Source organism: Rhodococcus sp. NPDC059969 (assembly GCF_042738325.1).
Taxonomy (GTDB): domain Bacteria; phylum Actinomycetota; class Actinomycetes; order Mycobacteriales; family Mycobacteriaceae; genus Rhodococcus_F.
This window is the reverse complement of sequence record NZ_JBHWUF010000001.1, coordinates 621,924-648,781: the sequence shown is the minus strand read 5'-3', so window position 1 is coordinate 648,781 and position 26,858 is coordinate 621,924. Positions and strand designations below refer to the sequence as shown.

Here is a 26,858-nt window from a genome sequence, read left to right as displayed (position 1 = left end):
AATTCGGACAAAATGGTGGGGGATCGATGAAACGACGGCAGTTACTTCAGCGCGCAGCCACAGGTCTGGCGCTGGTAGCGGGACCTCAGGTGATCGACATGGGTAGCAGTTCCGGAAGCAGCCAAGACGCGGCAACGCCGGACGAGCTGTTGTCAGTTGTTTCGCTCTCGCACGTGAACGACCCCGCGACGACGCCGGTGTTTCCCGGCGATCCCGAGTTCACTCTCGACACAGCGGCAACCATCGCAGACGACGGCTACTACCTTCAGTACGTCAAGGAGGGCGAACACACGGGCACACATTGGGGCGCGCCGGCGCACTTCCAGGAAGGCGGCCTCACAGCCGACCAACTCGATCCGGCCGACCTCTTCCTGCCTGCGGTGAAGATCGACATCCGAGACAAGGCTGCCGCCGATGCGGACTATGCGCTCACCGTCGCGGACATTCAGGAGTGGGAGACGCGCAACGGCAAGATCCCCGATGGAGCGGCCGTAGTTCTCTGGACCGGATGGGAATCGCGCTGGGGTAGCGAAGAATATGCCAACACCGATGCGGAGGGCGTCACCCACCAGCCCGGCTTCTCGGTGGACGCGGCGCAGTGGCTGATCGACACCGGGCGTCTGGGCACCCGCGGAGCATTGGGAACCGACACGTTCGGTCCCGACCTCGGAAACGACGAGACCTACCCCGTCTCGACGCTCCTGTACGACAAGCATCGAATCAGCCTGGAGAATCTGAACAATCTTGCCGCCCTACCAACTACCGGGGCGAGCATCCTTGTCGGTGGCGCAATCAACAAGGCCGGATCGGGTTCACCGGCAACGATTTTCGCACTCCTACGGCGCTAGTCTTTGCGGCGATCGCGATAGACGGCGGTCGCGGTAGACAACGACAGCACCCTTTCCACTTCTCTTCGCGTCGTACATCGCCGCATCGGCCTGGCGAAGAAGAGTGTGCGCACTGAGTGGTTCGTCCCCGGCCCCGAACGACGCGACACCGACGCTCGCGCCTACCGATACCGAAATGTCGCCTGCAATCCCATCACTACTGAGAGCGTCGACGATCCTTCGAGCTACGACGACCGCTTCGTCGATCGGGCCCTGCAGGAGCACTGTGAACTCGTCGCCCCCGAATCGAGCGACAAACGCACTCTCGGGAACCGCTTCGCGCAGACGTGCTGTGAGGGCAACCAGTAAACGATCACCGGCTGGATGCCCGTACTGATCGTTGACCTGCTTGAAATCGTCCAGGTCGACAAGCATCAGCACCCGTTCGGACTTCGTGTGGCGGTAGTCGTCGATGGCACTTGCGAAGTGCTCGTCGAACGCGGCCCGGTTGGCGAGCTCGGTGAGTGGGTCGTGATGTGCTCGGTACCGGAGCTCGTCCTGGGCAGCGGATATCTGTTGGAGGAGCGCGTCGTTCTCGAGGAGAGTGAGTATTTGGCGCACCAGCGCGAGAACCAGCACGACGACGCCGAGTATCACGACCACGGCATCGAGGTTGCCGACGATGAGGGCCTGAACCGTCACGATCGTCGCGATGACCGCGATCAACAGGTACGGCAGCAGCAATTGAGTCCGATCACTTCGCCAATGTTGTTGAGCTGTGCGCGGCCGTGGCTCAGCTCGTTCGGTCAACGCCGCCAGCGCGATCAACGGCGGGCCGGCGATGAACCCCGCGTCGGCGATCGTCGGCATACTCTCGGCGCCGATCGCCACCAAGTACGCGTACAGGCTGTCCGAAAGGGAGAGCATCACCAACCCGCACCCGAGGAACGTCAGCGGTTCACGGATCTCGGCTACGGCCTTCGGTCCGATGACCATCAGCAAGACCATCGCGATCAGAACGAAGTCGGTGATCGGATACATCACCGCGACGAGAAACCCGAGAGAGCCAGTCGGACCGGTGTGCACGACGGCGCCGAGGGCAGTCGTCCACGTGAGGATGAACAGTCCACCGACCACGACCAGACCGTCGAGCGTGAGCACCATCCAGAGGTGGATCGGACCGATCGCCTCACGTCGGGGCGACTGGCGCACAAGCGACAGAAGCGCCGGCACGGCAAACACCGGGAACATGAAGAAACCGATGTCCGCGATCGACGGCGACGGAAGGGGAACGTGCAGAACCGAGCGGTAGAACGCCCAGAAGACCATCCCGAGAGTCCAGCCCGCCATACCGAGAGCCATCAGAGTTCGCCAACGACGCTCGACGCCGTGATGGCGCCGCGATGTCCACCAACAGACCGCAGTTGCGGTGGCTCCGCCGACGAGCTGGGCGATATCATCCACCAGAACCGAAGTTCGTGGGCTGAGCAGCCCCGATCCGGCGAGGGCGATGACCGCGACAACGACGCCGAGAACCAGCCACGTGCGTCGTGCTCGGAACTGCGTCATCGAAGAACCCATCGGTGTTCAAGGCGTCACCACCGATTATCTTGCAGCCGGCATCGTTGCGGCCGGAATGTTCGTGGTGACGAATGCCCGTACAAACCTACCCGATTTGGTAGCGGATTGTTAACTGGACGAACGATCAGGACCGGCCGCTACGCCACGGCGCTGTATTTCGCCCGGGCTCTACGGCGCTGCGAAGTCCATTTCGCAATTACCCCTTGCGACGGGCTTAACAGGTACACCAGAGCGAACACGATGCCCTGCGTCATGACGACCATGCCACCGGAAGCCGTGTCGAGGTAGTAGCTGACGTAGATACCGGTAATCGCGCATAGTGCGGAGACGACGGGAGCTATCACCAGCATCCGCGAAAACTTGTCGGTGAGGAGGTAGGCCGTCGCGCCGGGGATGATCAGCATCGCCACCACCAGCACAACTCCGACAGCTTGCAGCGCCACTACTGACGTGAGCGCGAGAACTCCGAGGAGTAGGGCGCCGAGGCGTTTGGGGGAGAGACCTATCGCATTGGCGTGGACCGGGTCGAACGCGAACAACGTCAGATCACGACGCTTGATCAACAGAATGCTCAACGCCAACGCGCCGAGTATCGCGACCTGCAGAAGATCTGACGAGCTCACACCCAGCAGGTTGCCGAAGATGATGTGATTGAGATCGGTTTGGCTGGGGGTCACCGAGATGAGAACCAAGCCGAACGCAAAGAGAGTCGTGAAGACGATTCCGATCGCGGCGTCTTCCTTGACGCGACTGGTGTTACGGATCAGCCCGATCAGGGCGACGGCGATCAACCCGAAGATCAAGGCACCGATGGCAAATGGAGCGCCGACGACGTAAGCCAGGACGACACCGGGCAGTACGGCGTGCGAGACGGCATCACCCATCAGCGACCACCCGATGAGCACCAACCAGCAACTGAGCACCGCGCAGACAACCGCCGCCACAACCGCAACGGCCAACGCGCGCACCATGAATCCGTACTGGAGAGGATCGAGGAGCAGTTCTACGATGTTCATCGATCAGGTCCTGTCCATCACGTCGAGACCGAAAGCCAGGGCGAGGTTTTCCGGTTGAAGCACGGTGTCCGGGTCGGAATGCACCAAGACCTTGCGCATGAGCAGAACTGCCTCGTCGCAAAGTTTCGGCACCGTGTGGAGATCGTGGGTCGAGACCAAGATCGACCGACCGTCGGAAGCCAACTCTCGTAGCAGCGTCGAAATCGTTGCCTCGGAGCGCTTGTCGACGCCCGCAAACGGCTCGTCCAGCAAGAGTATCGATGCGTCCTGCGCGATGCCGCGTGCCACGAACGCGCGCTTCTTCTGACCACCCGAGAGCTGTCCGATCTGGCGATCCGCGAATTCGGTGAGTTCCACCCGCTCGAGGGCCTCGGCCACCGCCTCGCGATCTGCGCGCCGCGGACGCCGCAAAAACCCGAGATGGCCGTATCTGCCCATCATCACGACGTCACGGACGCTGATCGGGAAGGTCCAGTCGACGTCTTCACTTTGCGGCACGTATCCGACACGGCCGCTCTTCCGCGCAGCGGCTGCGTCGAGGCCGGCAATTGTCACAGAGCCGTTGTCCGGCTTGATCATTCCCATGATCACCTTGAACAAGGTGGACTTGCCTGAACCGTTCATGCCGATCAGCCCGCAGACGCTACCCGAGTTCAACGTCAGATCGACGTGATCGAGTGCGTGGACCTCACCGTAGTGAACGCTGACATTTTCGACGCGAATGGCTTCATTCATGATTTATCGCCGGTCAGACCGCCGAGGATGACGTCGGTGTCGTGGCGAATCATGTCCAGGTAGGTGGGCACGGGACCGTCGGCTTCGGACAGCGAATCGACGTACAGCGTTCCGCCGAACTTCGCGCCGGTGGCTCCGACGACCTGCTGCATGGGCGCATCCGAGACCGTCGACTCGCAGAAGACGGCGGGAACGGAATTGGCCCGGACGAAGTCGATCGCGGCGATGATCTGCTGCGGCGTCGCCTGCTGCTCGGCGTTGACCGGCCAGATGTACGCCTCGCTGAGTCCCGCATCCCTGGCCAGATAGGAGAACGCACCCTCGCAGCTGACAAGTGCTCGCTGACCTGCGGGCAACGCCGCCAGGCCACTGACCAGGCCGTCTTGCACCGCTTGCAGTTCCGCCTTGTACTTCGCGCCGTTCTCCGCAAATGCCGCGGCATTGTCCGGATCCAGGTCACTGAACGCCGTCACCATGTTGTCGACGTAGATCTGCGTATTCAGTGGAGACATCCACGCATGCGGATTGGGCTTGCCCGCATAGGCATCACCGGCGATCGGGATGCCTTCGACGCCATCGCTGACCACGACGTGTGGCACATCCAGTCCGTTGACGAACTTGGCGAACCAAGCCTCGAGGTTCATGCCGTTGTCGAGGATCAGGTCCGCCTCGTTGGCGCGGCGAATGTCCCCGGGTGTCGGCTCGTAGCCGTGAATTTCCGCTCCTGCCTTGGTGATCGACTCGACGCGCAGATGATCGCCCGCGACGTTCTGGGCAATGTCCGAGAGCACGGTGAACGTGGTCAGCACTACCGGGCGGTCGTCGTCGGAAGCGGAATTCACTGCCGAACAGCTGGAAAGAAGCAGGGCGGCGAGGGCAGCAATTCCCAGGCGGCGGAAATTCTTCGCGTCGCGAGTCGTCATGTTCAAACTCTAATATGTGGGTAAACAAATACACAAGTTCGTCTCACCGAACATTCCTCACTCGATAGGCTCGGACCATGCGTCCTACTGCCTTGATCACCGGTTCCAGTCGCGGCCTCGGAGCTGCCATCGCACGCGAACTGGCGCCGACACACGACCTGCTGCTCGGTGCGCGATCCGCGCAGGCCCTCGAGCCGATCTGCGCCGAACTGCCCGGATCGACGCCTCTGCCCCTCGACCTCACGGACTACGACGCCGTCGCAGTCGCCGCCTCCTCCATCACGACGCTCGACGTGCTGGTACACAACGCCGGCGTGGCCGACATCGGAACCATCGAGGAATCCTCGGTCGATCAGTGGCGACGCACCCTCGAGGCAAACGTCATCGCCGTTGCCGAGCTCACGCGTGTACTCCTGCCCGCGCTTCGCGCAGCCGGAGGTCACGTCGTGCTGATCAATTCGGGTGCCGGGCTTCGCGCCAACGCCGGCTGGGGCTCCTATGCGGCCAGCAAGTTCGCTCTGCGCGCTTTCGGCGACGCCCTGCGTCTCGAAGAGCCGTCACTGCGGGTGACGTCGATTCATCCCGGCCGGATCGACACCGACATGCAGCGCGACATCGTCGCCGGTGAAGGCGACGAGTACGACCCGGAGCGCTTCCTGAAGGCCTCCACCGTGGCCCGAGCCGTACGCACTGCCGTCGAAACGCCATCCGACGCACACCCCACGGAGATCGTGCTCCGACCTACCGGCCGGTAAATCCCCAGTTCGCCGGTAACGGAATGGTGACGATGACCATCCGGATATCGCTTTCCACCGGACTGGCCCGATACTGACATCAGTTGTCGGACAAAGAGACTGGATCTGTTCACAGGAGTTCATCGAGAGGTGGTGTGCAATGCATAATCATACGGATACGTGGGGAATTTCCAGCCAGACCTTCCTTCAGTGGTACCTGGTGGCAGCCGCCGTCGCGATCGGGCTCTCGCTCTACAGCCGAATGTCTGCGCGCCGGTCACCCGTGGTCGTCGACGCGGTGCGTCGACCGCTCACTCCTCCCGAGATCGGCGCTTTGACCAGTGACTACCAAGCGGTGCTGGCGTCGATGGCTATTCTGCGCAGCGCCGAGCTGATCAGCACCGAAGGCAAGACCAAGCTGGCGCTCACTGCCGAGGACAAGAGTCGTCTCGACTGGTTCACCCGCACGGTGCACAAGCGGCTCGGCAACGGAAAGGTCCCGCTGCGGCAAGTGCGTCTGATGGGACGGCTGAACATCGCACTCGCACAACTACGTACGACGCTGATCGACGAGGGTTACCTGCAGCGCCCGCAGGACGGGCTGACTGCTGCCCTTCGGACCGTTCCGATCGTGGTGGTAATTGCTCTCGGCATCGTCCGACTCATCGCCGGGATCGCCGGCGGCAAGCCGGTCGGGTTTTTGCTCCTGACCATCATCCTTCTCGCGCTGATGATTCCGCTTCTACGAATCAAGCGTCGCCGTACGGCGTTGGGCGACAGCGAGCTTCGACGTCTCAAGCACGAAAATTCCTACCTCTCGCCGAAACTGCGACCCTCGTACACCAGCTACGGTCCGTCGCTCGCCGGACTCTCGGCAGCGCTCTTCGGTTCGGGCGCTCTGGTTCTGATCGATCCGGCGCTGGCGGGAGCGGTAGCTGCGGGCGCCGCGTACAGCCCGGGTGGTGCCAGTTCGAGCTACTACAGTTGCGGCTCCTCTTCCGGCTCATCCGGCTCGGACGGCGGTGGCGGCAGTGGGAGCAGTTGCGGCGGCGGTGGGTGTGGGGGATAGCCGCGCACGGGCGAGCAGGAGCGCGGCGGCCTCGGTAGTGATGCCACGTTCCTCGCTCAACGAATACACCTCGTCCAAGGTCCGACCGATCCCTCGGGTTCGCTCCACGACGTCGTCTTCGTTCCAACCCAGGACTTCTCGCCCCACGAGGTGAAAGGCCCCGCCCGCATTGGCAACAAAATCAGGGGCACAGAGAACCCCGCGGCTTCGCAGAACCTCGCCGGCAGCTGCATCGGCCAAGATGTTGTTCGCTGCGCCGGCTACTGCGAGAGCCGGAATCGACGCAGCAGCAGCGGAATCGATGATGCCTCCCATCGCGCAGGGAGCAAAGAGGTCACACGGCGTTCGGAGTACCTCGTCGGCAGGAATGACCGTGTGACCCGCCAGCGACGCCGCCTCGAGGCGCTGCGGGTCCGTATCGGCAACCAGCAGTCGTGCTCCAGCGTGCGCCGTGAGGCGGACAACATCGCCGCCGACGGCGCCGAGTCCCTGCACGAGTACCGTTCGGCCGTCTAGTGTTCCGAGTCCACGCCGACGCGCCGTGGCTTTCATCGCTTCGAACACCCCTAGTGCTGTGGCGTGCGCACTGGAACCGGCACCACCGTTGTCGACCGAACGCCCGAAGACGTATTTGGTGGTGCGGCTGAGCTGATCCATGTCGGACGAGTTGGTGTTGACGTCAGGACCGGTCCAGTAGTTTCCTTCGAGCTTGTCGATGTTCTCGGCGTGGATGTCGAGGATACGGGACCAGGTTGCGGGGTCGATCTGATTGCGCGGTGCAGGTAGTGCTATCACCGACTTCCCGCCTCCCATCGGTAGATCGGAGACCGCCATCTTCAAAGTCATTGCGCCGGCGAGCTTCCCGGCGTCCGCCAATGCGTGACCGATGGAGGGATAGTGAGCGGCCCGCGTGCCACCCGACGCCGGTCCCAGGCGAGTGGAGTCGATTCGAATCACGAAAGTCGTGCCGGTCTCCCGATCATGGCGTGTGACGGTCAGTTCACCGTCCCAGCGCAGTTCGTCGTCGATACTCATAACAAATCCTCTTCCAGTCTCGGGGTCAGTTGTGCGCGTGCAGTGGTGTTCCCGCGAGTGCGAGCATGGCCTCGCCCAACGCTTCGTTCTGGCTGGGGTGTGCGTGGATGAATCGCCCCACTTCGTCGGGAAGTGCCTCCCAGGCAACGGCCAACTGCGCCTCACCGATCAGTTCGCCGACGCGATGTCCTACCAAGTGGACCCCGACGACAGGGCCTTTCGTTCCGCTGCGAATCACCTTGATTCCTCCGGTAGTCCGCAGGATCTGACTCTTGCCGTTACCCGCCAGGTCGTAGACGACGGTGCAGATGTCGCCGTACTGCGTGCGCGCCGCCTCTTCGCCGAGTCCGACTGATGCAACTTCCGGATGTGAGTACGTCACGCGAGGAATCAGATGTTCGGCGACCGGTATCGGATCCTTGCCGGCAATCTGTTCGGCCACAAAGATTCCCTGCTGGAAGCCGCGGTGCGCCAATGCAAGACCGGGCACGATGTCCCCGACCGCGTACACACCGTCCACGGCCGTACGGAGTCGTTCGTCGGCGACGACAAATTCATTCTCGAGACTGATTCCGTTTTCTGCGAAACCGATACCGCTCGTGCGGGGTCCGCGGCCGACGGCGACCAGCAATACGTCGGTATCGAGTATTGTTCCGTCGCCTAGTTCGATGCGGACCGAATCAGCTGCTTCTTTCGCGGAAACCATCTTTGTGCCTGTCTTGCAGACGATTCCGCGTTTGCGATAGGCCCGTTCGAGTTGCTTCGACGACCACGGATCCTCAGCGGCGATCAGTCGGGGGAGTGCCTCGACGATGGTCACTTCGGCACCGAAGGAGCGCCAGAGACTTGCGAACTCGACGCCGATGACGCCGCCGCCCAGCACTGTTGCGCTGGTGGGCACCTGGTCGAGTTCGAGTGCCTGGTCACTGGTGAGGATCCGTCGGCCGAGTTCGATGCCGAGGAGCCCCCGCGGATACGAGCCGGTAGCCAGAACGAGTGACGTTCCGGTGTAGCGGGTTCCGTCGACGTCGATACTTCGCCCACCGACATACGTCCCGGATCCGTTGACGATGGTGATCTTGTGTTGCGCCAGCAATCCTTTCAAGCCGCCGTACAGCCGCTCGACTGTCCCGTTCTTGTAGTCGTGCACCTGCGCGACGTCGATGCCGTCAAATGTTGCCCGGACACCAAATTGCTCACTGGTGCGTGCAGAGTCGGCAACCTCGGCGGAATGCAGCAGTGCCTTGGTCGGGATGCATCCGCGGTGCAGGCACGTTCCGCCGACCTTGTCTGCCTCGATCAGCGTGACCGACAACCCGAGTTGGGCGGCGCGGATGGCACAGGCGTAGCCGCCCGATCCTCCACCGAGGATCACGACATCACTGTGCTGTTCTGCAGTTGTCATCAGAGCCTTCCCAGGACGCGGATCGGGTTCTCGATGTAGTCACCGAAGAGCCTCAGGAATCCGCCGGCTTCGCCCCCGTCACAGACGCGGTGGTCGAAGCTCAACGAGATCTGTGCAACCTTACGGACGGTCAACTCGCCGTTCACCACCCACGGCTTGTCGATGATGCGTCCGATGCCGAGGATCGCCGCCTCGGGATGGTTGATGATCGGAGTCGATCCGTCGACGCCGAATACTCCGTAGTTGTTGAGTGTGAAGGTACCGCCGGTCAGGCGGGCGGGTTCGAGTTTGCCGTCGCGCGCGAGTTCGCTGGACGTCCGAAGTGCTTGTGCGAGTGCGACGGTACTCAAAGAATCAGCATTGCGAATAACCGGGACCATCAATCCCTTCGGCGTCTGTGCAGCGATTCCGAGGTTAATGTGGGGGTGTCGGACGATCTCGCCTCGAGCAGTGTCGACCGACGAGTTCAGTTCGGGGTACTGCGCCAACGCCGCGGTGGTCAGCCGAGCCAGCAGTGCCATCAGGCTGATCTTGTCGGAATCGGGCAGTGCTTTGTTGATCTCGACACGCGCCGTGAACAGTTCGGTGGCGTCGACGTCGACCCAGGTTGTTGCGTCCGGGATCTCGCGGCGGCTGGTGGACAGCTTGTCGGCAACCACCTTGCGTAGTCCCTTGATCGGGATTCTTTGGTCAGTCGCGTGTGACGTTTCCGTTTCCGGGCCGAAGTTTGCCCCGGCCTCGACGTCGGCGCGCGTGATGACTCCGCCAGCGCCCGATCCGGAAATCGTAGCCAGGTCGATACTGTTGTCAGAGGCCAGTTTACGAACGATCGGCGAGATCACACGTACCGACGGAGCAGCTCTGCGGCGGCGCAGCGGTGCATCCTCGCTGGTGCCGTAGCCGATCAGGACGTTGCCCGAACCGGCGCGTTCCTCTTCGCGGTAGCGCTCGTGATTGGCCGAGACGACCACGTCCGCACTCTCGCTGCCACTCACAGTGATCAGCGGCGTACCCACCTTCAGGGTGTCGCCGTCTTTGCCATGGAGTTCGATCACGGTTCCGGCGAACGGGATGGGCACGTCCACAGCAGCTTTCGCAGTCTCGACCTCGACGACGATCTGATCGATGGTGACCACGTCGCCGACCTTGACATGCCACTCCGCGATGTCCGCCTCGGCCAGACCTTCACCCAGGTCAGGGAGCATGAATACCTGATTGGTCACGCCGTCACCGCCCAACGGGTGTCGGGAGAGTCGTTCCACTGCAGGCGGTCGACGGTATCGAGGACTCGGTCGACGCTGGGCAGGTGGTGACGCTCGAGCTTGGGCGCGGGGTAGGGGATGTCGAATCCGCTGACGCGGAGTACCGGGGCGTGGAGATGGTGGAAGCACCGCTCCTGCACTCGGGCAGCAATTTCCGCACCCACACCGGCAAAACCTTGCGCTTCCTGGATGACGATGCAGCGTCCGGTCTTTCGCACCGATGCGGTGACGGTCTCGTCGTCGAACGGCACTATCGAGCGGATGTCGATCACCTCGATGTCGCGGCCCTCGGCCGCGGCGGCATCGGCGGACTTCAGTGCAACGTCCACGGACGGACCGTAGGCAATGAGCGTCGCGTCACGACCGGGGCGACGGACGACGGCGCGCCCGATCGGCTCACGTGCGGTCAGTTCGACATCTGCTCGCGCGAAGTACAGCTTCTTGGGCTCGAGGAAGATCACGGGGTCGGGGTCCTCGATTGCCGAACGTAGCAGCGAGTACGCATCTTCCACCGTGGACGGCGCCACAACCTTCAGTCCGGGTGTGTGCGCGTAGTAACCCTCGCTGGAATCACAGTGATGCTCTACCCCGCCGATACCGCCGGCAAAAGGAACGCGGATGACGATCGGGATCGACAGCGCACCCTTGGTGCGGTTGCGGATCTTCGCGACGTGGGAGGCGATCTGCTCGAATGCCGGGTAGGCAAACGCGTCGAACTGCATTTCCACGACCGGACGAAAACCGGCCATTGCCATACCGATTGCGAATCCGATGATGCCGGACTCGGCGAGTGGAGTGTCGAAGCATCGGTCGTCGCCGAAGTCGCGGGTGAGGCCGTCGGTGACGCGGAAGACGCCACCGAGCGTGCCGACGTCCTCACCGAAGACGACAACGTTGTCGTCCGCGGCCAGAGAGTCCCGTAGTGCGGTGTTGAGAGCCTGAGCCATCGTGAGCATGGGCATTGTCAGTTTCCCCCTGTGTCAGCGGCTTCGGCGGCAAGTTCGGTCTCGAGTTGCGCTTGTTGCTCACGCAGCTGCGGTGTCTGCTCGGCGAAGACGTACCGGAACAGATCGAGCGGATCGTGCGGGCGGTCGACATTCATGCCGGCGCGCAGCGTGGCGGCCTCTGCCTCGGCCTCTGCAGACAGCGATTCTACGAATGCGTCGTCGATCAGATCGTGTGCGCGCAGATACTTTTCGAGTCGCGGCAAGGGGTCTCGCCCGAGCCAGGCTTCGACCTCCGCGCTGTCGCGGTAGCGGGTGGCGTCGTCGGCATTGGTATGTGCGTCGATGCGATAAGTGTGTGCCTCGACGATGACCGGTCCATTTCCACTGCGGACGAAGCGCGCTGCCTCGTCCATGACGGCCATCATCGCGACGGGATCGTTGCCGTCGACCTGCTCGCTGCCGATCCCGTAGCCGACGCCCTTGTGCGCCAACGTCGGTGCTGCGCTTTGGCGCGACAGTGGCACGCTGATCGCAAATCCGTTGTTCTGCACCAGAAAGATCACCGGTGCCTTGAAGACTGCGGCGAAGTTCAGTGCTTCGTGGAAATCACCTTCACTGGTGGCGCCGTCACCGCAGAGCGCCAGCGCGACGGTGTTCAAGCCCCGGCGGGACTCTCCGTAGGCCACTCCCGCTGCGTGCAGCAACTGCGTCGCCAGCGGGGTGCACTGCGGCGCACTGCGAAGTGCGGCCGGGTCGTACCCGCAATGCCAGTCGCCGGCGAGCATGCTCAGAATCTGGACCGGATCGACACCTCTGGCGGCCAATGCCATCGAATCCCGATAGGTGGGGAAGAGCCAGTCCCGCGGTTCCAGACTCATCGCTGCGGCGATCTGGCACGCCTCCTGCCCTCGCGAGGACGGATACACGGCCAGGCGCCCCTGTTTGGTCAGTGCCGTCGCCTGCTGGTCGAAGCGTCTGCCCAGGAACATCTTTCGATACATCTCGATCAGGCGATCGTCGCTGGGTTTTGCGTAGCGGGCCTCGCTGCGCGTCAGTTCTCCGGCAGGGTCGAGGTACTGCACCGCGGAATCGGCCGGCAGGAACTTTTGATAGCGCAGTTCCCCCAAGGGCTCGACAAGTGTCACTTCTACCTCCAGAAGACGTTGTGTCCATCAGTATTCGCACTTGGGCGACGTAATGGCAGAAGCCGGCGAAGATTCAAGACAAACGGCTTATCATGAGGATACGGGCAGCAATATGTCCATGAACCGACTCGACTACCGAAGCAGGAATGGACAGATGGCCACCGAACCGCACACTCTCGATGCGATCGACCGCCGCATCATCGCCGAACTGGTCGCAGACAGCCGCATCTCCATGCGCGCGTTGGCCGAGAAGGCACACATTTCGCGCGCTCACGCCTACGTCCGCATCGAAAGGCTCGAGGACGCCGGAATCATCACCGGATTCACGACGAGGATCGCCCACGAGAAAGCCGGACTCGGATCCTCGGCGTACGTGGCGCTCTCGATCAGACAGCACTCGTGGAGGGGTCTGGCGGCGTCCTTGAAGGCCCTGCCGTTTGTCGAGCACTTCTCCCTTCTCGGCGGCGACTTCGACGTTCTGGTGCTGGTCCGTGCCCCGGACAACCGGGAACTACGCCACACCGTTCTCGAAGAACTCCAGGGACTCGACGGGGTTCTCTCGACCAAAACATGGCTGATCTTCGAGGAGGGCAACGGACCGGGACCCAACTGGCTGCCCGCCTGATCCGTCTATAGTCGCCGTTAGCAGTTGCACACGGGAGGTGACTCGAATGACCCTGCACGGCCTGGGAATCGGTTGGCGCCCCGAGGTCTCCGGAATCATCGCGCAACTAGACGGCCTGGCGTTCTGCGAAGTCATTGCCGAATCCATCGGAAACGAGATACCTCAGCATCTCGGCTCGCTGGGAGTTCCGGTGATCCCGCACGGCATCTCGCTATCGCTTGGTGGGGCCGAGGCGGTAGATCAGGCTCGGGTCGATCACCTTGCGCATACAGCCCAGCTACTGGACGCCCCCTTGGCGAGCGAGCACATCGCATTCGTGCGGGCGGGCGGCATCGAGGCCGGGCACCTGCTCCCACTGCCCCGCACCTACGAAGCCGTCGACGCCTTGGTACGCAACATCACCCGGACTCAGGACGGTCTACCGGTGCCGTTTGCCGTCGAAAACGTTGCCGCTCTGTTCGACTGGCCGGACGACGAGTTGACCGAAGGGGAGTTTCTCGCGGAGATCGTCGAGCGAACCGGGGCCCTGCTGGTTCTCGACATCGCGAACGTCTACGCCAATGCTCTCAATCGCGGGCGTGATCCGTGGACCGAGCTGAGCCGGCTGCCACTCGAACGAATTGCGTACTGCCACATCGCCGGTGGCAGTCTCAGCGACGGTAAATACCACGACACGCACACCGATCCGGTACCCGAAGCCGTCCTGGAACTCCTTGCGCAGTTCACCGCCGCCGGTCACCATCCCGCGATCATGCTCGAGCGAGACGGCAACTATCCGCCGGCACTGGAATTACTCGACGAGCTCGACGCCATCGCCGACGCAGCTGGTCTGGATCGCATCACGGCGGGCACCGATTGGTCACGCACATGAGCACGCTCGGTGAGCGTCAAGAGGCGCTGATTCGGGCTCTGGTGGCGGGCGGCGAACTACCCGAAGGCTTCGACAAAGATGATGCTGCCGTTGTCTCGACGGCACTGCTTCGGAAGCGCGCAGGAGAAGTGGCGCACCACCTTCCGGTGGTGCGCCACAATCTCGGCGATCGTTATCTTCAGTTGTTCACAGCGTGGGCGGACGGGCGACCGAAGACGTCTTCGCATGCGGACGCCCAAGCATTTGTCGCCCATCTCCAGGACATCGGCGAACTGCCTAGCCCGCCGTGGTATCAGAGATTTCGAAGGCGCTTACGCAAGTGAGACAACAGCTTCGCTTGTGTACATGAGGAACGTCATCGATTCCTGGAAGTACAGCTCCACGGAATTCGCATCGTGCGAGAGATAGCCGATGGACAGGTCCTGACCCAGATGCAGTTCGTAGTCACCGCCACGCGTCGAGAGCAGGAAAGCGCCGTCGATGGCCGGGGCCCAGATGATCTCGCCGTCGAGGACGCGTCGCAGGTGCTCGCGGATGGGGTAGCCGTGATCGGAGGTCTCGTTGATCGCGGTGAACGCGTCGGCGTTCAGGAGCAGTGAGTACGGTCCGTTGACACCGGCCAGGCGCAGCGACGTGATCGCCTGGCTGATGGCCTCCGGGTAGTCCTTGGCGTCGATGGGGAGCTTGAGTTCCGGGTTGGAACCGCTGGCCCGCACGCCGGTGATGCTGGCTGCGGGGTATCCCTCGAAGATGGCGCGGTCCTCGGCGAAAGCGATCTGCTTGGCCGCGTCCTTGACGGGCTGCCAGTCGGAGTCCTTGGCGCCGCGCTCGACGTCGTCGATGGCCTGTCGGCTGATGGTGAACGGAACCCGCAGTTCGATGATCGGCTGAGACTGACGAGCATGTGCGATGACACCATCGGCCAGGGGATTGATCGGCACCTGATGCCCGAGCGGGATGGCCGCGAGATCGTCACCCGACGGTCCCTCCACGTCCACGACACGACGACCGGCGACGTGACGCTTGAAGGTACGGCTGGCCTCTTCCTCGATCTCGGCCCAGGCTGCTGCCGAAATGGGTGCTAGGTCGCGGTGCAGGTTTGTCATTGCTGGGCACTCCTTTTGAGGCTGCCGATTCCGAGAGAACCGTCAGAGATGGGCGCTGTGAACGTCGCTTCGGGAACGAGCCTGGTCGGCAAGTCCGGGGGATCGTCGAGAAAGTCCGCCGTCGGAACGAAGAAGTTGATTCCGGTGACGGCGGTGGAGAAATCGAGAATGCGGTCGTAGTTGGCGACGGGATTCCCGATGAACATGTTGGTGAGCATCTGCTCGGTGACCGTCGGCGACGCCGAGTAACCGATGAAGTAGGTACCCATCTCAGCGGAGCCGACGTGGCCGAACGGCATGTTGTCGCGCAGGATCTGGATCTGCTCACCAGATTCGTCTTCGATGACGGTGAGAGCGGTGTGGGAGTTGGCCGGCTTGGTGTCGTCGTCCATCTCGAGATCTTCGAGCTTGGAGCGTCCGATGACGTTCTCCTGCTCCTCGACGGGCAGGGAATTCCACTCCGACATGTCGTGGAGGTACTTCTGGACGATGACGTAACTGCTGCCCGCGAAGTCCGGATCCTCGTCGCCGACGGTGACCGCGACGTATGCGGCCTGCCCGGACGGGTTCTCGGTGCCGTCGACGAAACCCATGAGATCGCGTTGCTCGAAGTACTTGAACCCGTGGACCTCGTCGATCACCGACGCGGCCCCGGCCAACCTGTTGGTCACGACCGTGGCGAACTCGAAACACAGGTCCATCTGACGGGCCCGGATGTGGAACAACAGATCGCCCGGCGTGCGCGGGGCGTGGTGTTTGTCACCGGTCAACTCGACAAAGGGATGCAATTCCGCGGGCCGTGGGCCGTCGAAAAGCCGGTCCCACGCATCCGAACCGATGCCCACGACGGCGGCCAAGCCACCTGCAGGAACCCGGAATCCGATTGAGCGCTGCAGCCCGGAAATATCCGCCAGAACGTCGTGAACTGCCTGCTCACCACCCTCGTCGATGGTGAAAACCAGGAAGATCGCAGCTTCCGTGAGCGGGGTCAGCAACGGCTGCGGTATCGCGGGAAGGGCCACTTCGGCCTCGTCGATCTCACTCGTTTCCGCCATGCAGACCAGTATGGACGATTCCGGCAGTCCCGGCATCAGTAGTGGGTAAGTAGAGACAGGGTGTCGGGTGAGGGTGTCGCGTTACGGTGTTGCGGCCTGGGCACCCGCGTCGAAGCCCGCCGGAATCTCGAAGATCTTTCCGTCGAACCCGGCCCGGTAGAGATGCCCGGCCGCGAAACCGGAATTGCCGCGCCCGTAGGTCAACACGCTCGACGCCTGCAGTCCGCTGGTGAGCGAGCAGTACTGGCCGGGGCCGTCGATACGCCACACCTCACCACTGATGTCCGTGGGGACAATGGCGCGATCTCGCGAGTCCAAGGTCAAACCATCTGGGGCAGAGAAGGTTTCGAAACCGCCGAGATCGACCAACGACTCCGAATATCCTGGATTGTCGACGGAGATGCGGCTGACACCCGGGTTTGCGAACGTGCGCGAGACGTAGAGCCAGCGATTGTCGGCACTCAGGGCAGCGCCGTTTGCGCTCGGGAAGGTTGCCCACGCCGGATCGACGGCACCGCCTGGGCTGACCTTTCCGATCAGCGAACCGAAATCGTTGGTGGCGTATATCGTTCCGTCGTGCGCCACGGCGAGGCCGTTTGCAGCGCTCAGACCACCGGCTATCGGCGTCACTGCACCCGAGTTCACGTCGACCCGCGCGACCGACGCAGCTCGCGTCAGATCGCCGATCAGAACACTTGCGTTTGCTCCGGTACCCACCAGCAGTGAACCGTCCGGGCTCCACGCGAGCGCGCCCGCACCGCCGGGAACCGTCGCGATCGGAACTGCAGCCTGACCAGGCGCATCGACGCGGAAGATCCGCCCGCTCACCAGGTCCGTCGTGTACAGGCGGCCCTGTCCGTCCACCGTGACACCCTCGAGAGCCGCGCCCGGAATCTGAGCGCTGAGTATCGCGGGCGACGATCCCGGACAGAGTGGAGCGGCCGCGGCACCGGACACGCCCAGAGCCAGAAGCGAACCGGCAACAAGAGCACCGGTGATACCAACACGAATACCGCGATCGAAGATCTGGGTGCGCATCTGCGCAACGCTAGACCCCTCTGCCCGATTTCGCCTAGAGCGACCGAAGGAAAGAGATCAAAAGTTCATTGACCTCGCCAGCCCGTTCTTGTTGTACGAAGTGCCCCGCACCGCCGAGGAGATGTACACCCCGCAGGTCGGGGACGGTGTCCTTCATCCGGTCCAGTGCCTTGGGGCCACTCATCGCGATGACCGGGTCTTCGGCGCCCGCGACGAAGAGCGTCGGAACGTTGACGTGCGCACCGTCCAGATCCGCGCTACGTTCCCAATTGGCGTCGTACGCTCGATACCAGTTCAACCCTCCGGTGAAACCTGTTGCAGCAAAGCTTTTTACATAAACGTCCAGGTCGTCCTCGGTGAGCCACGACCAGGGCAGCGCAGGCGCCTCGGGAAGTACGTCGAGGTAGCCGTTGCCTTCGGACGGGTTCTTCCAGACGTCGAGGTACCGGTAAGCCCCGGACAAAGCGTGAAAGAGTCGCTGAAGGAATTCACGTGGGCGGGCGTCGAGTTCGCGCTCCGCGACACCCGCTTCCTGGAAATAGTGAATGTGCAGAAAGTGCTTGCGCGCCAATGCGGCGTAGATCGTCGAGGGCTTGGCCGGGAACCTGTCCGGCGCATACGGGACTGCCAACGAGACCAGTCCCGCGACACGATCCGGGTGGCGCAGAGCGGTGGTCCACGCGACCGGAGCGCCGAAATCGTGACCGACGAACACCGCCTTGTCGATTCCGAGAGCGTCGAGTAGGTCGATCAGCCGGTTCGCGACGGCGTCGTTGGTGTAGTCGTCGACGGCCTCCGGGCGGGTGGTGCCGCCGTACCCGGGCATGTCGAGTGCAATCGCCCGAAAACCCGCTTCCGCCAACGCTGTCGACTGATGGCGATAGCTGTATCCGAGGCCAGGAAAGCCGTGGCACATGACCACAGCTGTCCCGGAACCGGAATCGTCAATCTGCCAACGGAATCCGCCGACATCGATCATCTTCACCGTCATGTCAGGAGGTGATCATGTCTTCCTGGTTCCAGAATGCGCGCATCGACAGGATCTTGCCGTCGTCGTCGAAGGTCATGACGTCGATGGGTGCGATGGTCAGGGTCTGCTCGCCGAGCTTGGTGATCAGCGAGAAGTGGAATGCCGCTTCGTTTCCGGCGATGCGGAGGGTCTGAAGGTGAGCTTCCTGGTCGAAGTTCTCGATCACGGAGTAGAACTCGAGAATGGACTCGCGGGTGGTGCGCACGTCGGTGCCCACCGGATCTTCGACTGTTGCACCCTCGGCATACAGGGCCACAACCTGGGCGGCAGTGCCCGTTGCAACTGTCTCGATGTAGGCGTCGACGGTCTTGCGGATTACCTCTGCGGACGGTGCCATGGTCTACCCCTCGTAGTTAGAACAGGTTCTAATTCTGAGGATAACCTACGTCTCTGATCCACGGGTCAGGTTTCGAGCACCTTGCGCAGCCGGGCCTTCTTCCGGTTCTCCCGCACGATCCAGACGACATCTGCGTCGTCCGACGCCTCCAGGGAGACGAACGCCGGCAGCGCATTCTTCGGATCCGCTGCGACCGCGACGCTCCAGCAGTATCCGAGCGCCTGCCGGAGAGTCCGTGTGTCGGCGTCACGACGGGCATCAGCTGGTTGCGAGACGATCCACTCGGTAGCGTCTCGGCACACCTGAACGGCCAGCGCAGCGTTGGCCTTGTCCTTCAGTAACCTCGGCTCGCAGATCCCGGCAGCGGCCGCGCGCAGCGTCAATGGATGGGTGGAGCGTGCCCACTTCTCGATGATCGTCCGCAACAACTCCGGATCCGCGTCACCTACCGCTTGAACAGCCATCGCGGCAGCTTCACGTGCACGCCACGACGCACTGGTGGTTGCCTCCGTCAGACTGTTCAGAACAGCCTTGTCGTGTGAACGAACAAGGATGAATCCGAGCCCGACGATCCCACAGCAGCGGATGTATTCGTCCTCGGACTCCGCCGCCTGCAGGATATCGTCGTCGTCGGCGCCGCGCGCGAACTCGAGCATGAGCGCGAGGTTCGCGCGCGGGCCGGGGAGTCCTGAACGCTCCGTCAGGTAACTCCACAGTTCGTCACCGTCCAGATCCGCGAACGTCATGGGAGTCCTTTCGTCGGTGCACCCAATCCTGTCATCGCGGATTTACACGCGCAGCATTTCCGATCAGTGTGCTGGTAGGAGGGATGTCTCCTGCGCCGCGCCGTCTTCTGCACCGATCTGAACGATGTTTCGCGGCAGGAACACAGCCGCGATCGCACCGAGAACTGCTGCAGCAGCGCCGATCAGGAACGCGATACGCATACCCTCGTCGGTGTAGAACACAGCGCCCTCCATCGCCATCGCGATGTGCGAGTTCAAGACCGTGAAGGCGATGACAGGAAGCACTGCGGGGAAGATGCTCTGGAAGACCGCGACCATGCTCGCCGTGGTTGCCTGCAACTGCGGCGGCACTGCTTCGATGAGCAGGTTCGGGATGGAGGCGTAGCCCATACCCATACCGACACCGAAGATTCCGGCAAAGATGATGAGCAGCGGCTTGTTGTCGTGAATGGTGGCCGTCAAGGTGAATCCAACTGCCATGAGGATCATTCCGGTGATCATCAGCAGACGCGGTCGGATGTTGCGTCCCACGAGGAAGCCCACAATCAAGCCACCGACCACTACCATGCCGCCAAGCGGTGCCTGGAAGATCGCGAATCCCTCTGCCGTGACGCCGAATCCGTATCCCAGGCCGAGAACTGCGGGGGTCATCACCATCATCGGCAGCAAAATCGTGAAGACTCCCGACGCGCCGTAGCAGAAACCGGCACCGACGGCGGTGAGCATCACCGAACGCTTGCCGAAGTAGCGCAGGTCGATCAAGGGCTCACGGATGGCACGGGCAGAGGCAACCCAAGCCACCAGCAGTGCGACGCCGCCGATCAGATAGGCCAGTGTCGAACCGTTCTTCCAGCCCCAGGTCGGTCCGAAGCTGACGCCGATCAGAATTCCGGCGATGCCCGATCCGAGCAGCACCGCTCCGATCAGGTCCAGCGAAGAGCGCAGTCGCACAGCTGATTCCGCCGTCGAAGCGAAGATCATGCCGCCGAGGAGAACCAGTCCAATGACGAAGAACCAGAAGATGCTCCGGAAACCGTGATTGTCGATCAGCCAACCGGTGAGGAACGGCGCCGGGATCGCGATCAAGCCCATACCGGAAGTCGCGATACTGACGGCCAAGGCAACAGTTTTCGGCGGAAAAACATCTCGAATGAGGGAGTAACTCAGGAATAGGCAGGGAACGAGCAGACCCGTCAGCGACCGGCCCAGAATCAGGATCGCGTAGCTCGGCGCTATCGCCGAAATGAAGGATCCGACCGCCGCGCCGGCGACAGCAAAGAGCAGGACTTTTCTTTTGCCGTACATGTCGGCGAGCTTGCCGAGCAGAGGAGACGCGACCGCGCCCAGCAGCAGGAACGACGTGAGCAGCCAGGCTCCCTGCGTCGTTTGATAGTGCACCGAGATGGCAGGGAGAGCAGTGGAGATCATCATGTAGCTCACTGCGAGCATCTCGAGAAGTAGAACAATCGACGCCAGGGAGAACACCAGTCGCGGAGTCCACCGCTCCGGCATCGATGTCGGTTCGGGCAAACTGGGAGACGAACCGTCGCTGTGGACATGAGACGCCATGGCTGGAAGATCCTTTCGGGACACCTACGAATTCGATTGACCCCCTGTCGAATACCGTCGACGGGGGCCTTGCCGGGAAGTGCAATGGAACGACAGCTACCGATCTCGGTAACGTGTTACCTGCATCACAGCCCTCGCGTCGACCACGCGCTACAGAATGTTCCGCGGAGCGGGACAATCAGGACAACGACTGATTGGCGTCACGAACTCGAAACCGCCCTTGGATTATGAGCAACGGCAACGATTTTCGGTTCGAACTTGAACGTGGGGCGAATTTCCTACCGTTCACCGGTTCGGGTTGGCGATGCCGAGAGGGAAGGGCTCGCCGCCGCGCGCACCGGCTGGGAAACACGGAGACGACGCACTGACAATCAGGTCGCCATTGGTATTCGCAGAGAGATCGAACGCATAGCCGTCGGATGTGCGCGCGGTCGCCGATTTCAGCCCACCTTCGGCCGTCAACTGCTTCCATCCGAAGTCCTGCCACACCCGGACGATGGTGTCGAAGTATTCAGCGGACTTACCCGGTGGAATACCGACCACCCAGTACTTGACGACGACGTTCAGCGGCCGGTTTTCGACTGTGTCGTCGTCGATGCAAGGCAGAACAGTTCCATTGCCAAACAATCCGCTGGGAGCTTGCGGATGCTGACGGGACAACGCAGCGTCGCTCGGAGTCTGAGCCAATGTATCGGTCAAGTGTTGGATAACAGATTGACGCGCAAGAGATTCGGTCAAATTTCTGTTCACCGATACGCCCTGAACCATGGCTGCACCTTCTACGTCAGCTTCCTTCGCGCATCCTGCCAATGCAATCAGCACCCCGAATATCGCAGCCGCACAACGCGTAGGCATCGAGATCCTTCCGGTGACATCGATCATTGCGATTCAGTATTCGATATAGGGGTCGCCGGAAGCCGGGATACCGATCTGATCGATTTACAAAAGAATGGAATTGAGATTCTGCGCACGTGACCGAACAGCATTGGTACAGACCTCAAACATCTTCGCCCCCAACAATGCTGTCGAACCCCTGCACGCGACTCAAGATATCAGCTCTACGTACAGGATGCTCCACGCGAACCGCGCCGATCACATTCTTGAACTCAGCTGTCCTCATCCATTTCCTGGAAGTTGCTTGCAATGTCGTAAAGAGTCCGGCCGCCTCGCAGCCATACGCCCGGCCCCGACAGGACGTGTGGCTTCGATTGCGTTGCCTGTTCGATGATGTGCTTTCCAAGGCCCGTAAGAGACCACGATGTACTGTCCGGTTCTGCGCACCAACGCAGCACTTTGGTTGTACCGCCAACCCATTCGGCACGCCCACGGTTCTTGTCTTCCGAAATCCATCGTTCGACATCCGCACGAACGGCAGAATTGACTGATGTGCCTAGCTCAAGAGTGAGAAGTTCGCCAGGGTCGATGAGCCCGTATTGCTGAATGATGTGGACAGATTTCTTGTTGCGTCTACGTTCAACGATTTCCATCGTTACCTGGTCCACGGCTTCTTGCGGGATCCCCGCCGTAAGGATTCTGGTCTCAATTCCCTCAGCTGGGAACTCGCAGTGAAATGTCAAGCACAACTGCTGTGGCACTTCGGGTTCCGAATCGTCGATCACGAAGAGCGTCGCCGTGTGGATTTCGATGTCGAGTGCTGTCGGAGCAAGTTCTGTAAGCCATTTGACGGTCGTGTAAACCTGCGGGTGGAAACTCTCGGCGATGAGTACGATCTTGGGGCGTGTGAGGAGATCAGGAGTCCATTCTCCTTCTCCAGCCACCACCGAACGCAACCTGTTCAGAGCTTCAGCGCTGGTAATCGTCGGCATATCGTCAAGTTTCTGCTGATTGCACCACTCCGCGTGCGCTTCGGCCAGCGTATCCATGGTGAATGATGCAACCATTGCGGCGTACGTCAGTGCCTGCAGATGTATCTTGCTGTCGGAGCCGCGCTTTAACTCTACGACGATCAGTTGGCCAGATGGGTCAAGGGCCAACACATCGAGGCGGGACTTTTCGCGATCGCCCGACGGTAATGCCCACTTGTCATATTGAGTCGCCACTATCTGCACGCCTGTACCGAGAACGTCGGGGTTGGCGACTACCCAGCGCTCTAAATCGGACTCCACCAGATTGTGTCGCTTGAGCGTGGACTGGCCGAATGGGAGGGCGTTCTGGCCATCGATGCGGAAGACCCTCGCAGCATTGAGCACACTTGATCCATTTCTGTTACCGGCTGAATGTAACTTCTCTGCTGGACAATATATCTCGCAATCAATCGGTGATCATCGCCCAGATACGACTGTGCGCCGTTTCGGTAGCGGTAACTACCAAAACGGCGCACAGGGGCCGAAGGCCCTACAGAACTATGTTCACCATCTTGCCCGGCACAACGATCACCTTGCGCGGTGCGTTGCCCTCGAGCAGAGCGACGATCTTCTCGTCGGCCAGGGCGATCTCCTCGACAGCCTTGCGATCGGCATCCGCCGGGACGCTGATGCGGCTACGGACCTTGCCGTTGACCTGGATCGGGTACTCGACGGTGTCCTCTACGAGCCACTTCTCCTCGACTGCCGGGAAGGGTCCGTGTGCAAGGGATTCCGTGTGACCCAGACGCGACCACAGCTCTTCCGCGAGGTGCGGCGCCAGGGGAGCGAGCATCAGCACCAACGGCTCGACAGCAGCACGCGGCGCACCGCCCGGGAACGCCTTGGTGAGGTGGTTGTTGTACTCGATCAGCTTCGCAGCCGCCGTGTTGTCGCGCAGGGCCGTGTAATCCTCGATGACACCGGAAATCGCCTTGTTGAGCGCACGCAGAGTCTCTTCACCGGGTGCTTCGTCGGTGACACGAGGCTTGCCGGTCTCCTCGTCGATGACGACGCGCCACACTCGCTGCAGGAATCGAGCAGCACCGACGACGTCCTTGGTCGCCCACGGACGCGAGGTGTCCAGCGGACCCATCGACATCTCATACACACGCAGAGTGTCTGCACCGAACTCGGCGCAGATCTCGTCCGGCGCAACGGCATTCTTCAGGCTCTTGCCCATCTTGCCGTACTCGCGGTTGACCTCGGCGCCCTCGTAGAAGAACTTGCCGTCACGCTCGACGACCTCTTCTGCGGGCACGTAGACGCCGCGGGCATCGGTGTACGCGAATGCCTGGATGTAGCCCTGGTTGTACAGGCGGCGGTACGGCTCGCTCGAGGACACGTAGCCCAGGTCGAACAGAACCTTGTGCCAGAAGCGCGAGTACAGCAGGTGCAGCACCGCATGCTCGACGCCGCCGACGTAGAGGTCAACTCCACCGGGGTCGTTGGGGCCGTGCAGTTCCGGACGCGGGCCCGTCCAGTACGCCTCGTTCTGCGGGTCGCAGAAGGCGTCCTGGTTGGTGGGGTCGATGTAGCGCAGCTGGTACCACGAGCTGCCAGCCCACTGCGGCATGACGTTGGTGTCGCGGTGGTAGGTCTGCAGACCGTCACCGAGATCGAGCTCGACGTTGACCCACTCGGTCGCCTTGTTCAGCGGGGGAGAGGGCTCGGAGTTCGCGTCGTCCGGATCGAAGGACACGGGTGCGTAGTCCTCGACCTCCGGAAGCACCACGGGCAGAGCCGAATCCGGCAGGGCGTGTGCGTTGCCGTCCGCGTCGTAGACGATCGGGAAAGGCTCGCCCCAGTAACGCTGACGCGCGAAGAGCCAGTCGCGCAGCTTGTACTGGATGGTGCCCTTGCCCTGGCCGCCCTCCTCGAGGCGGCTGATGACGGTCGCCTTGGCCTCGGCCACGTCCAGACCGTCGAGGTAGTCGGAGTTCACCAGCGGGCCGTCACCGGAATACGCAGCCTCCGAAACATCGCCACCGGCAATAACTTCGAGAATGTCCAACCCGAACGCGTTCGCGAACTCCCAGTCACGGTGATCGTGTCCCGGAACTGCCATGATCGCGCCGGTGCCGTAGCCCGTCAGAACGTAGTCGGCGATGAAGATCGGAACCTTGTGTCCGTTGACCGGATTGACCGCGTAGGAACCGAGGAAGACGCCGGTCTTGTCCTTGTTTTCCTGGCGCTCCAGGTCGGTCTTGGCGGCAATCGACTTACGGTATGCAGCAACAGCTTCCGCCGGAGTCGTGGCACCGCCAGTCCAGCGTGCGTCGACACCTTCGGGCCACTCGTCCGCGACGAGCTTGTCCACCAAGTCGTGCTCAGGAGCCAGCGTCACGTAGGTGGCGCCGAACAGCGTGTCCGGACGGGTAGTGAACACATCGACGCCGTACTCGCCTGCGGCAAAGGTAACTTCGGCACCGTAGGAGCGTCCGATCCAGTTACGCTGCATGGCCTTGACCTTGTCCGGCCAATCCAGGTACTCGAGATCGTCGACCAGGCGATCGGAGTACGCGGTGATGCGCATCATCCACTGCTGGAGGTGCTTACGGAACACGGGGAAGTTTCCGCGGTCACTACGACCGTCGGCGGTGACTTCCTCGTTGGCCAGCACGGTGCCCAAACCGGGGCACCAGTTGACCATCGAATCCGACTGGTAGACAAGGCGGTACGAGTCCAGAACCTTGGCCTTCGCGGCCACGTCCAACGAAGCCCACTCGCGTCCGTCTTCCAGAGCGCGCTCACCGGAATCGAACTCGGCTTCCAACTCGGAGATACGACGCGCCTTGCCGGCTTCCTTGTCGTACCAAGCGCCATGGATCTGCAGGAAGATCCACTGCGTCCAGTGGTAGAAGTCGACATCCGTCGTCGCGAGGCTACGACGCTCGTCGTGGCCCAGACCCAGGCGTCGCAGCTGGCGCTTCATGTTGGCGATGTTGGACTCGGTGGTGGTCCGCGGGTGGGTACCCGTCTGCACCGCGTACTGCTCGGCCGGGAGCCCGAAGGCGTCGTAGCCGAGGGTGTGCAGAACATTGCGGCCCTGCATGCGATGGAAGCGCGCGAAGACGTCCGTAGCGATGTATCCGAGCGGGTGACCGACGTGCAGGCCCGAACCCGAGGGGTACGGGAACATGTCCTGAACGAAGAGCTTGTCGGCGGGAACACCGTCGGGCGAGGAGAGCGGACCGACCGGATTGGGCGCGTTGAACGTGCCGTCCTCACTCCAGCGGTCCTGCCAGTGCTGCTCGATCTGGCCGGCGAGCTCCGCGGTGTAGCGGTGCTGCGGAGTTGCGTCGGCTGGTGAATCGGGGGACTGCGGAGACTCGGTCACTGTGGTCGCTATCTACTTGGCTGACGGAAATACCGATAACCAGGGTAGAGCCTGCGCGACCCGGGCATACCATCAACTCCACTCGCGCCTATCCTGTATGGGTGATCGTTGTCGCTGTGGTGCTATTCGTGCTCGCTGTCGCCGTCGGTGGAGTTGCTGTCGCCGGACTGATCGGCAAACTCCCGCGCAACCGCTGGGCCGGTGTCCGCACCGAGGATTCCCTGCGGAGCGAGGAGTCGTTCGCTCTCGCCAACAAGGTGGCCGGTCCGACCATGCTCGCGGCCGCCGGAATGTTGGTCATCGGCGGAGTCGCAGCACTGACCATCGGCGGAGTCTTCGGTGTCGCAGTCGCGATCATCGCCGTCGTCGTCGCCGTCCTCACTGCCGGTTTCGGTGGAGGCATCGGCGCCCGCGCAGCCGCCGCACTCCCGCAACAGAGCGGATGCGGTAACGACTGCAACTGCGGCGGCCACTCCGAGCCTGCCGCAGACGAGCCGGTGGCAGAGACCCCCGAGGCCAAGGCGAACGCTGCCGCTTGCGGTACCGCTTCCTGCGGTGCCTGCGCGCTCAAGGATGCTTGCCAGCCGGCTCATTGATTCA

General features: G+C 62.2%; 26 protein-coding genes. 7 read left to right on the top strand and 19 right to left on the bottom strand.

Features of this window, described 5'->3' with window-relative positions; all coding sequences use genetic code 11:
• Positions 1 to 98 precede the first annotated feature (98 nt).
• Positions 99 to 848 (top strand): cyclase family protein, encoded by a 750-nt coding sequence (locus ACFWAD_RS02975; RefSeq protein ID WP_378542895.1) that lies wholly within the window; start codon positions 99 to 101, stop codon positions 846 to 848.
• Here ACFWAD_RS02975 and ACFWAD_RS02970 read toward each other — a convergent pair.
• From ACFWAD_RS02970 to ACFWAD_RS02955, 4 genes are all read right to left on the bottom strand, one after another.
• On the bottom strand, positions 837 to 2,396 hold the full coding sequence (locus ACFWAD_RS02970) for a diguanylate cyclase (RefSeq protein WP_378541261.1): 1,560 nt from the start codon (positions 2,394 to 2,396) through the stop codon (positions 837 to 839). The two genes, ACFWAD_RS02975 and ACFWAD_RS02970, sit on opposite strands and share 12 nt — an antisense overlap.
• Before the next feature lie 149 nt (positions 2,397 to 2,545).
• Complete coding sequence (locus tag ACFWAD_RS02965) at positions 2,546 to 3,424, bottom strand: metal ABC transporter permease (protein ID WP_378541259.1); 879 nt, start codon at positions 3,422 to 3,424, stop codon at positions 2,546 to 2,548.
• 3 nt (positions 3,425 to 3,427) lie between these two features.
• Entirely contained in the window at positions 3,428 to 4,159 is a 732-nt protein-coding gene (locus tag ACFWAD_RS02960; protein ID WP_378541257.1) for a metal ABC transporter ATP-binding protein, read from the bottom strand.
• Entirely contained in the window at positions 4,156 to 5,082 is a 927-nt protein-coding gene (locus ACFWAD_RS02955; RefSeq protein ID WP_378541255.1) for a metal ABC transporter substrate-binding protein, read from the bottom strand. The genes ACFWAD_RS02960 and ACFWAD_RS02955 overlap by 4 nt, the downstream gene beginning before the upstream one ends.
• A gap of 77 nt (positions 5,083 to 5,159) precedes the next feature.
• Here ACFWAD_RS02955 and ACFWAD_RS02950 point away from each other — a divergent pair, with 77 nt between their 5' ends.
• Positions 5,160 to 5,837 carry an SDR family oxidoreductase gene (locus ACFWAD_RS02950; RefSeq protein ID WP_378541253.1) on the top strand — a complete coding sequence of 226 codons (678 nt, stop codon included), beginning with the start codon at positions 5,160 to 5,162 and terminating at the stop codon, positions 5,835 to 5,837.
• Positions 5,838 to 5,976: 139 nt separating this feature from the next.
• Complete coding sequence (locus ACFWAD_RS02945; RefSeq protein WP_378541251.1) at positions 5,977 to 6,885, top strand: TIGR04222 domain-containing membrane protein; 909 nt, start codon at positions 5,977 to 5,979, stop codon at positions 6,883 to 6,885.
• On the opposite strand, the gene ACFWAD_RS02940 is transcribed toward ACFWAD_RS02945, so the two are convergent.
• The 5 genes from ACFWAD_RS02940 to pdhA are packed head-to-tail and all read right to left on the bottom strand — an operon-like array spanning position 6,820 to position 12,679.
• A complete protein-coding gene (locus tag ACFWAD_RS02940; RefSeq protein WP_378541249.1) occupies positions 6,820 to 7,920 on the bottom strand; it encodes a Glu/Leu/Phe/Val dehydrogenase dimerization domain-containing protein in 1,101 nt (366 codons plus the stop codon). The genes ACFWAD_RS02945 and ACFWAD_RS02940 overlap by 66 nt on opposite strands.
• A 25-nt stretch (positions 7,921 to 7,945) precedes the next feature.
• Positions 7,946 to 9,325 (bottom strand): dihydrolipoyl dehydrogenase, encoded by a 1,380-nt coding sequence (gene lpdA / locus ACFWAD_RS02935; protein ID WP_378541247.1) that lies wholly within the window; start codon positions 9,323 to 9,325, stop codon positions 7,946 to 7,948.
• Entirely contained in the window at positions 9,325 to 10,548 is a 1,224-nt protein-coding gene (locus ACFWAD_RS02930) for a dihydrolipoamide acetyltransferase family protein (RefSeq protein ID WP_378541245.1), read from the bottom strand. The genes lpdA and ACFWAD_RS02930 overlap by 1 nt, the downstream gene beginning before the upstream one ends.
• Positions 10,545 to 11,549, bottom strand: coding sequence for an alpha-ketoacid dehydrogenase subunit beta (locus tag ACFWAD_RS02925; protein ID WP_378541243.1), 1,005 nt, complete (start codon positions 11,547 to 11,549; stop codon positions 10,545 to 10,547). Before ACFWAD_RS02925 ends, ACFWAD_RS02930 begins: the two co-directional genes overlap by 4 nt.
• Positions 11,550 to 11,551: 2 nt before the next feature.
• Complete coding sequence (pdhA, locus tag ACFWAD_RS02920) at positions 11,552 to 12,679, bottom strand: pyruvate dehydrogenase (acetyl-transferring) E1 component subunit alpha (protein ID WP_378541241.1); 1,128 nt, start codon at positions 12,677 to 12,679, stop codon at positions 11,552 to 11,554.
• Positions 12,680 to 12,833: 154 nt separating this feature from the next.
• Here pdhA and ACFWAD_RS02915 point away from each other — a divergent pair, with 154 nt between their 5' ends.
• Genes ACFWAD_RS02915 through ACFWAD_RS02905 form a run of 3 tightly spaced genes read left to right on the top strand, consistent with a single transcriptional unit; the run spans position 12,834 to position 14,498 of the window.
• Positions 12,834 to 13,304, top strand: a complete 471-nt coding sequence (locus tag ACFWAD_RS02915; protein WP_283305584.1) for an Lrp/AsnC family transcriptional regulator — start codon at positions 12,834 to 12,836, stop codon at positions 13,302 to 13,304.
• Positions 13,305 to 13,350: 46 nt separating this feature from the next.
• Positions 13,351 to 14,175: a DUF692 domain-containing protein gene (locus tag ACFWAD_RS02910; protein WP_378541239.1), complete on the top strand. Its 825-nt coding sequence runs from the start codon at positions 13,351 to 13,353 to the stop codon at positions 14,173 to 14,175.
• Positions 14,172 to 14,498, top strand: a complete 327-nt coding sequence (locus ACFWAD_RS02905; RefSeq protein WP_378541236.1) for a hypothetical protein — start codon at positions 14,172 to 14,174, stop codon at positions 14,496 to 14,498. Before ACFWAD_RS02910 ends, ACFWAD_RS02905 begins: the two co-directional genes overlap by 4 nt.
• On the opposite strand, the gene ACFWAD_RS02900 is transcribed toward ACFWAD_RS02905, so the two are convergent.
• The 10 genes from ACFWAD_RS02900 to leuS all read right to left on the bottom strand — a co-directional run bounded on the left by ACFWAD_RS02900 (position 14,487) and on the right by leuS (position 26,258).
• Positions 14,487 to 15,281 (bottom strand): family 1 encapsulin nanocompartment shell protein, encoded by a 795-nt coding sequence (locus ACFWAD_RS02900; protein ID WP_230816233.1) that lies wholly within the window; start codon positions 15,279 to 15,281, stop codon positions 14,487 to 14,489. The genes ACFWAD_RS02905 and ACFWAD_RS02900 overlap by 12 nt on opposite strands.
• Positions 15,278 to 16,336 carry a Dyp-type peroxidase gene (locus tag ACFWAD_RS02895; RefSeq protein WP_378541233.1) on the bottom strand — a complete coding sequence of 353 codons (1,059 nt, stop codon included), beginning with the start codon at positions 16,334 to 16,336 and terminating at the stop codon, positions 15,278 to 15,280. The genes ACFWAD_RS02900 and ACFWAD_RS02895 overlap by 4 nt, the downstream gene beginning before the upstream one ends.
• Before the next feature lie 81 nt (positions 16,337 to 16,417).
• A complete protein-coding gene (locus tag ACFWAD_RS02890) occupies positions 16,418 to 17,374 on the bottom strand; it encodes an SMP-30/gluconolactonase/LRE family protein (protein ID WP_378539859.1) in 957 nt (318 codons plus the stop codon).
• Positions 17,375 to 17,408: 34 nt separating this feature from the next.
• Positions 17,409 to 18,365 (bottom strand): alpha/beta hydrolase, encoded by a 957-nt coding sequence (locus ACFWAD_RS02885; RefSeq protein ID WP_378541230.1) that lies wholly within the window; start codon positions 18,363 to 18,365, stop codon positions 17,409 to 17,411.
• Between the two features lies 1 nt (position 18,366).
• Complete coding sequence (locus ACFWAD_RS02880) at positions 18,367 to 18,741, bottom strand: nuclear transport factor 2 family protein (protein WP_276117230.1); 375 nt, start codon at positions 18,739 to 18,741, stop codon at positions 18,367 to 18,369.
• Between the two features lie 65 nt (positions 18,742 to 18,806).
• A complete protein-coding gene (locus ACFWAD_RS02875) occupies positions 18,807 to 19,487 on the bottom strand; it encodes a hypothetical protein (protein ID WP_378539861.1) in 681 nt (226 codons plus the stop codon).
• A 63-nt stretch (positions 19,488 to 19,550) separates the two neighbouring features.
• On the bottom strand, positions 19,551 to 20,999 hold the full coding sequence (locus ACFWAD_RS02870) for an MFS transporter (RefSeq protein WP_378542893.1): 1,449 nt from the start codon (positions 20,997 to 20,999) through the stop codon (positions 19,551 to 19,553).
• Positions 21,000 to 21,341: 342 nt separating this feature from the next.
• Positions 21,342 to 21,938, bottom strand: coding sequence for a hypothetical protein (locus ACFWAD_RS02865; protein WP_378541227.1), 597 nt, complete (start codon positions 21,936 to 21,938; stop codon positions 21,342 to 21,344).
• A gap of 224 nt (positions 21,939 to 22,162) precedes the next feature.
• The gene (locus ACFWAD_RS02860) at positions 22,163 to 23,266 is read right to left on the bottom strand and encodes a DNA-binding protein (RefSeq protein WP_378541224.1); all 1,104 of its coding nucleotides are present in this window, start codon (positions 23,264 to 23,266) and stop codon (positions 22,163 to 22,165) included.
• A 145-nt stretch (positions 23,267 to 23,411) separates the two neighbouring features.
• Positions 23,412 to 26,258 (bottom strand): leucine--tRNA ligase, encoded by a 2,847-nt coding sequence (gene leuS / locus ACFWAD_RS02855; protein ID WP_378541221.1) that lies wholly within the window; start codon positions 26,256 to 26,258, stop codon positions 23,412 to 23,414.
• A 101-nt stretch (positions 26,259 to 26,359) separates the two neighbouring features.
• On the opposite strand from leuS, the gene ACFWAD_RS02850 reads away from it, so the two are divergent.
• On the top strand, positions 26,360 to 26,854 hold the full coding sequence (locus tag ACFWAD_RS02850) for an SdpI family protein (protein WP_030537477.1): 495 nt from the start codon (positions 26,360 to 26,362) through the stop codon (positions 26,852 to 26,854).
• Positions 26,855 to 26,858: the final 4 nt, after the last annotated feature.

What these genes read in the sequence shown, in the direction of transcription:
- ACFWAD_RS02975 (WP_378542895.1), top strand. Translation starts at nt 99, where the DNA reads ATGGGTAGCAGTTCCGGAAGCAGCCAAGACGCGGCAACGCCGGACGAG.
- ACFWAD_RS02970 (WP_378541261.1), bottom strand. Translation starts at nt 2,396, where the DNA reads ATGACGCAGTTCCGAGCACGACGCACGTGGCTGGTTCTCGGCGTCGTT.
- ACFWAD_RS02965 (WP_378541259.1), bottom strand. Translation starts at nt 3,424, where the DNA reads ATGAACATCGTAGAACTGCTCCTCGATCCTCTCCAGTACGGATTCATG.
- ACFWAD_RS02960 (WP_378541257.1), bottom strand. Translation starts at nt 4,159, where the DNA reads ATGAATGAAGCCATTCGCGTCGAAAATGTCAGCGTTCACTACGGTGAG.
- ACFWAD_RS02955 (WP_378541255.1), bottom strand. Translation starts at nt 5,082, where the DNA reads ATGACGACTCGCGACGCGAAGAATTTCCGCCGCCTGGGAATTGCTGCC.
- ACFWAD_RS02950 (WP_378541253.1), top strand. Translation starts at nt 5,160, where the DNA reads ATGCGTCCTACTGCCTTGATCACCGGTTCCAGTCGCGGCCTCGGAGCT.
- ACFWAD_RS02945 (WP_378541251.1), top strand. Translation starts at nt 5,977, where the DNA reads ATGCATAATCATACGGATACGTGGGGAATTTCCAGCCAGACCTTCCTT.
- ACFWAD_RS02940 (WP_378541249.1), bottom strand. Translation starts at nt 7,920, where the DNA reads ATGAGTATCGACGACGAACTGCGCTGGGACGGTGAACTGACCGTCACA.
- lpdA (WP_378541247.1), bottom strand. Translation starts at nt 9,325, where the DNA reads ATGACAACTGCAGAACAGCACAGTGATGTCGTGATCCTCGGTGGAGGA.
- ACFWAD_RS02925 (WP_378541243.1), bottom strand. Translation starts at nt 11,549, where the DNA reads ATGCCCATGCTCACGATGGCTCAGGCTCTCAACACCGCACTACGGGAC.
- ACFWAD_RS02915 (WP_283305584.1), top strand. Translation starts at nt 12,834, where the DNA reads ATGGCCACCGAACCGCACACTCTCGATGCGATCGACCGCCGCATCATC.
- ACFWAD_RS02910 (WP_378541239.1), top strand. Translation starts at nt 13,351, where the DNA reads ATGACCCTGCACGGCCTGGGAATCGGTTGGCGCCCCGAGGTCTCCGGA.
- ACFWAD_RS02905 (WP_378541236.1), top strand. Translation starts at nt 14,172, where the DNA reads ATGAGCACGCTCGGTGAGCGTCAAGAGGCGCTGATTCGGGCTCTGGTG.
- ACFWAD_RS02900 (WP_230816233.1), bottom strand. Translation starts at nt 15,281, where the DNA reads ATGACAAACCTGCACCGCGACCTAGCACCCATTTCGGCAGCAGCCTGG.
- ACFWAD_RS02895 (WP_378541233.1), bottom strand. Translation starts at nt 16,336, where the DNA reads ATGGCGGAAACGAGTGAGATCGACGAGGCCGAAGTGGCCCTTCCCGCG.
- ACFWAD_RS02890 (WP_378539859.1), bottom strand. Translation starts at nt 17,374, where the DNA reads ATGCGCACCCAGATCTTCGATCGCGGTATTCGTGTTGGTATCACCGGT.
- ACFWAD_RS02885 (WP_378541230.1), bottom strand. Translation starts at nt 18,365, where the DNA reads ATGACGGTGAAGATGATCGATGTCGGCGGATTCCGTTGGCAGATTGAC.
- ACFWAD_RS02880 (WP_276117230.1), bottom strand. Translation starts at nt 18,741, where the DNA reads ATGGCACCGTCCGCAGAGGTAATCCGCAAGACCGTCGACGCCTACATC.
- ACFWAD_RS02875 (WP_378539861.1), bottom strand. Translation starts at nt 19,487, where the DNA reads ATGACGTTCGCGGATCTGGACGGTGACGAACTGTGGAGTTACCTGACG.
- ACFWAD_RS02870 (WP_378542893.1), bottom strand. Translation starts at nt 20,999, where the DNA reads ATGCCGGAGCGGTGGACTCCGCGACTGGTGTTCTCCCTGGCGTCGATT.
- ACFWAD_RS02865 (WP_378541227.1), bottom strand. Translation starts at nt 21,938, where the DNA reads ATGATCGATGTCACCGGAAGGATCTCGATGCCTACGCGTTGTGCGGCT.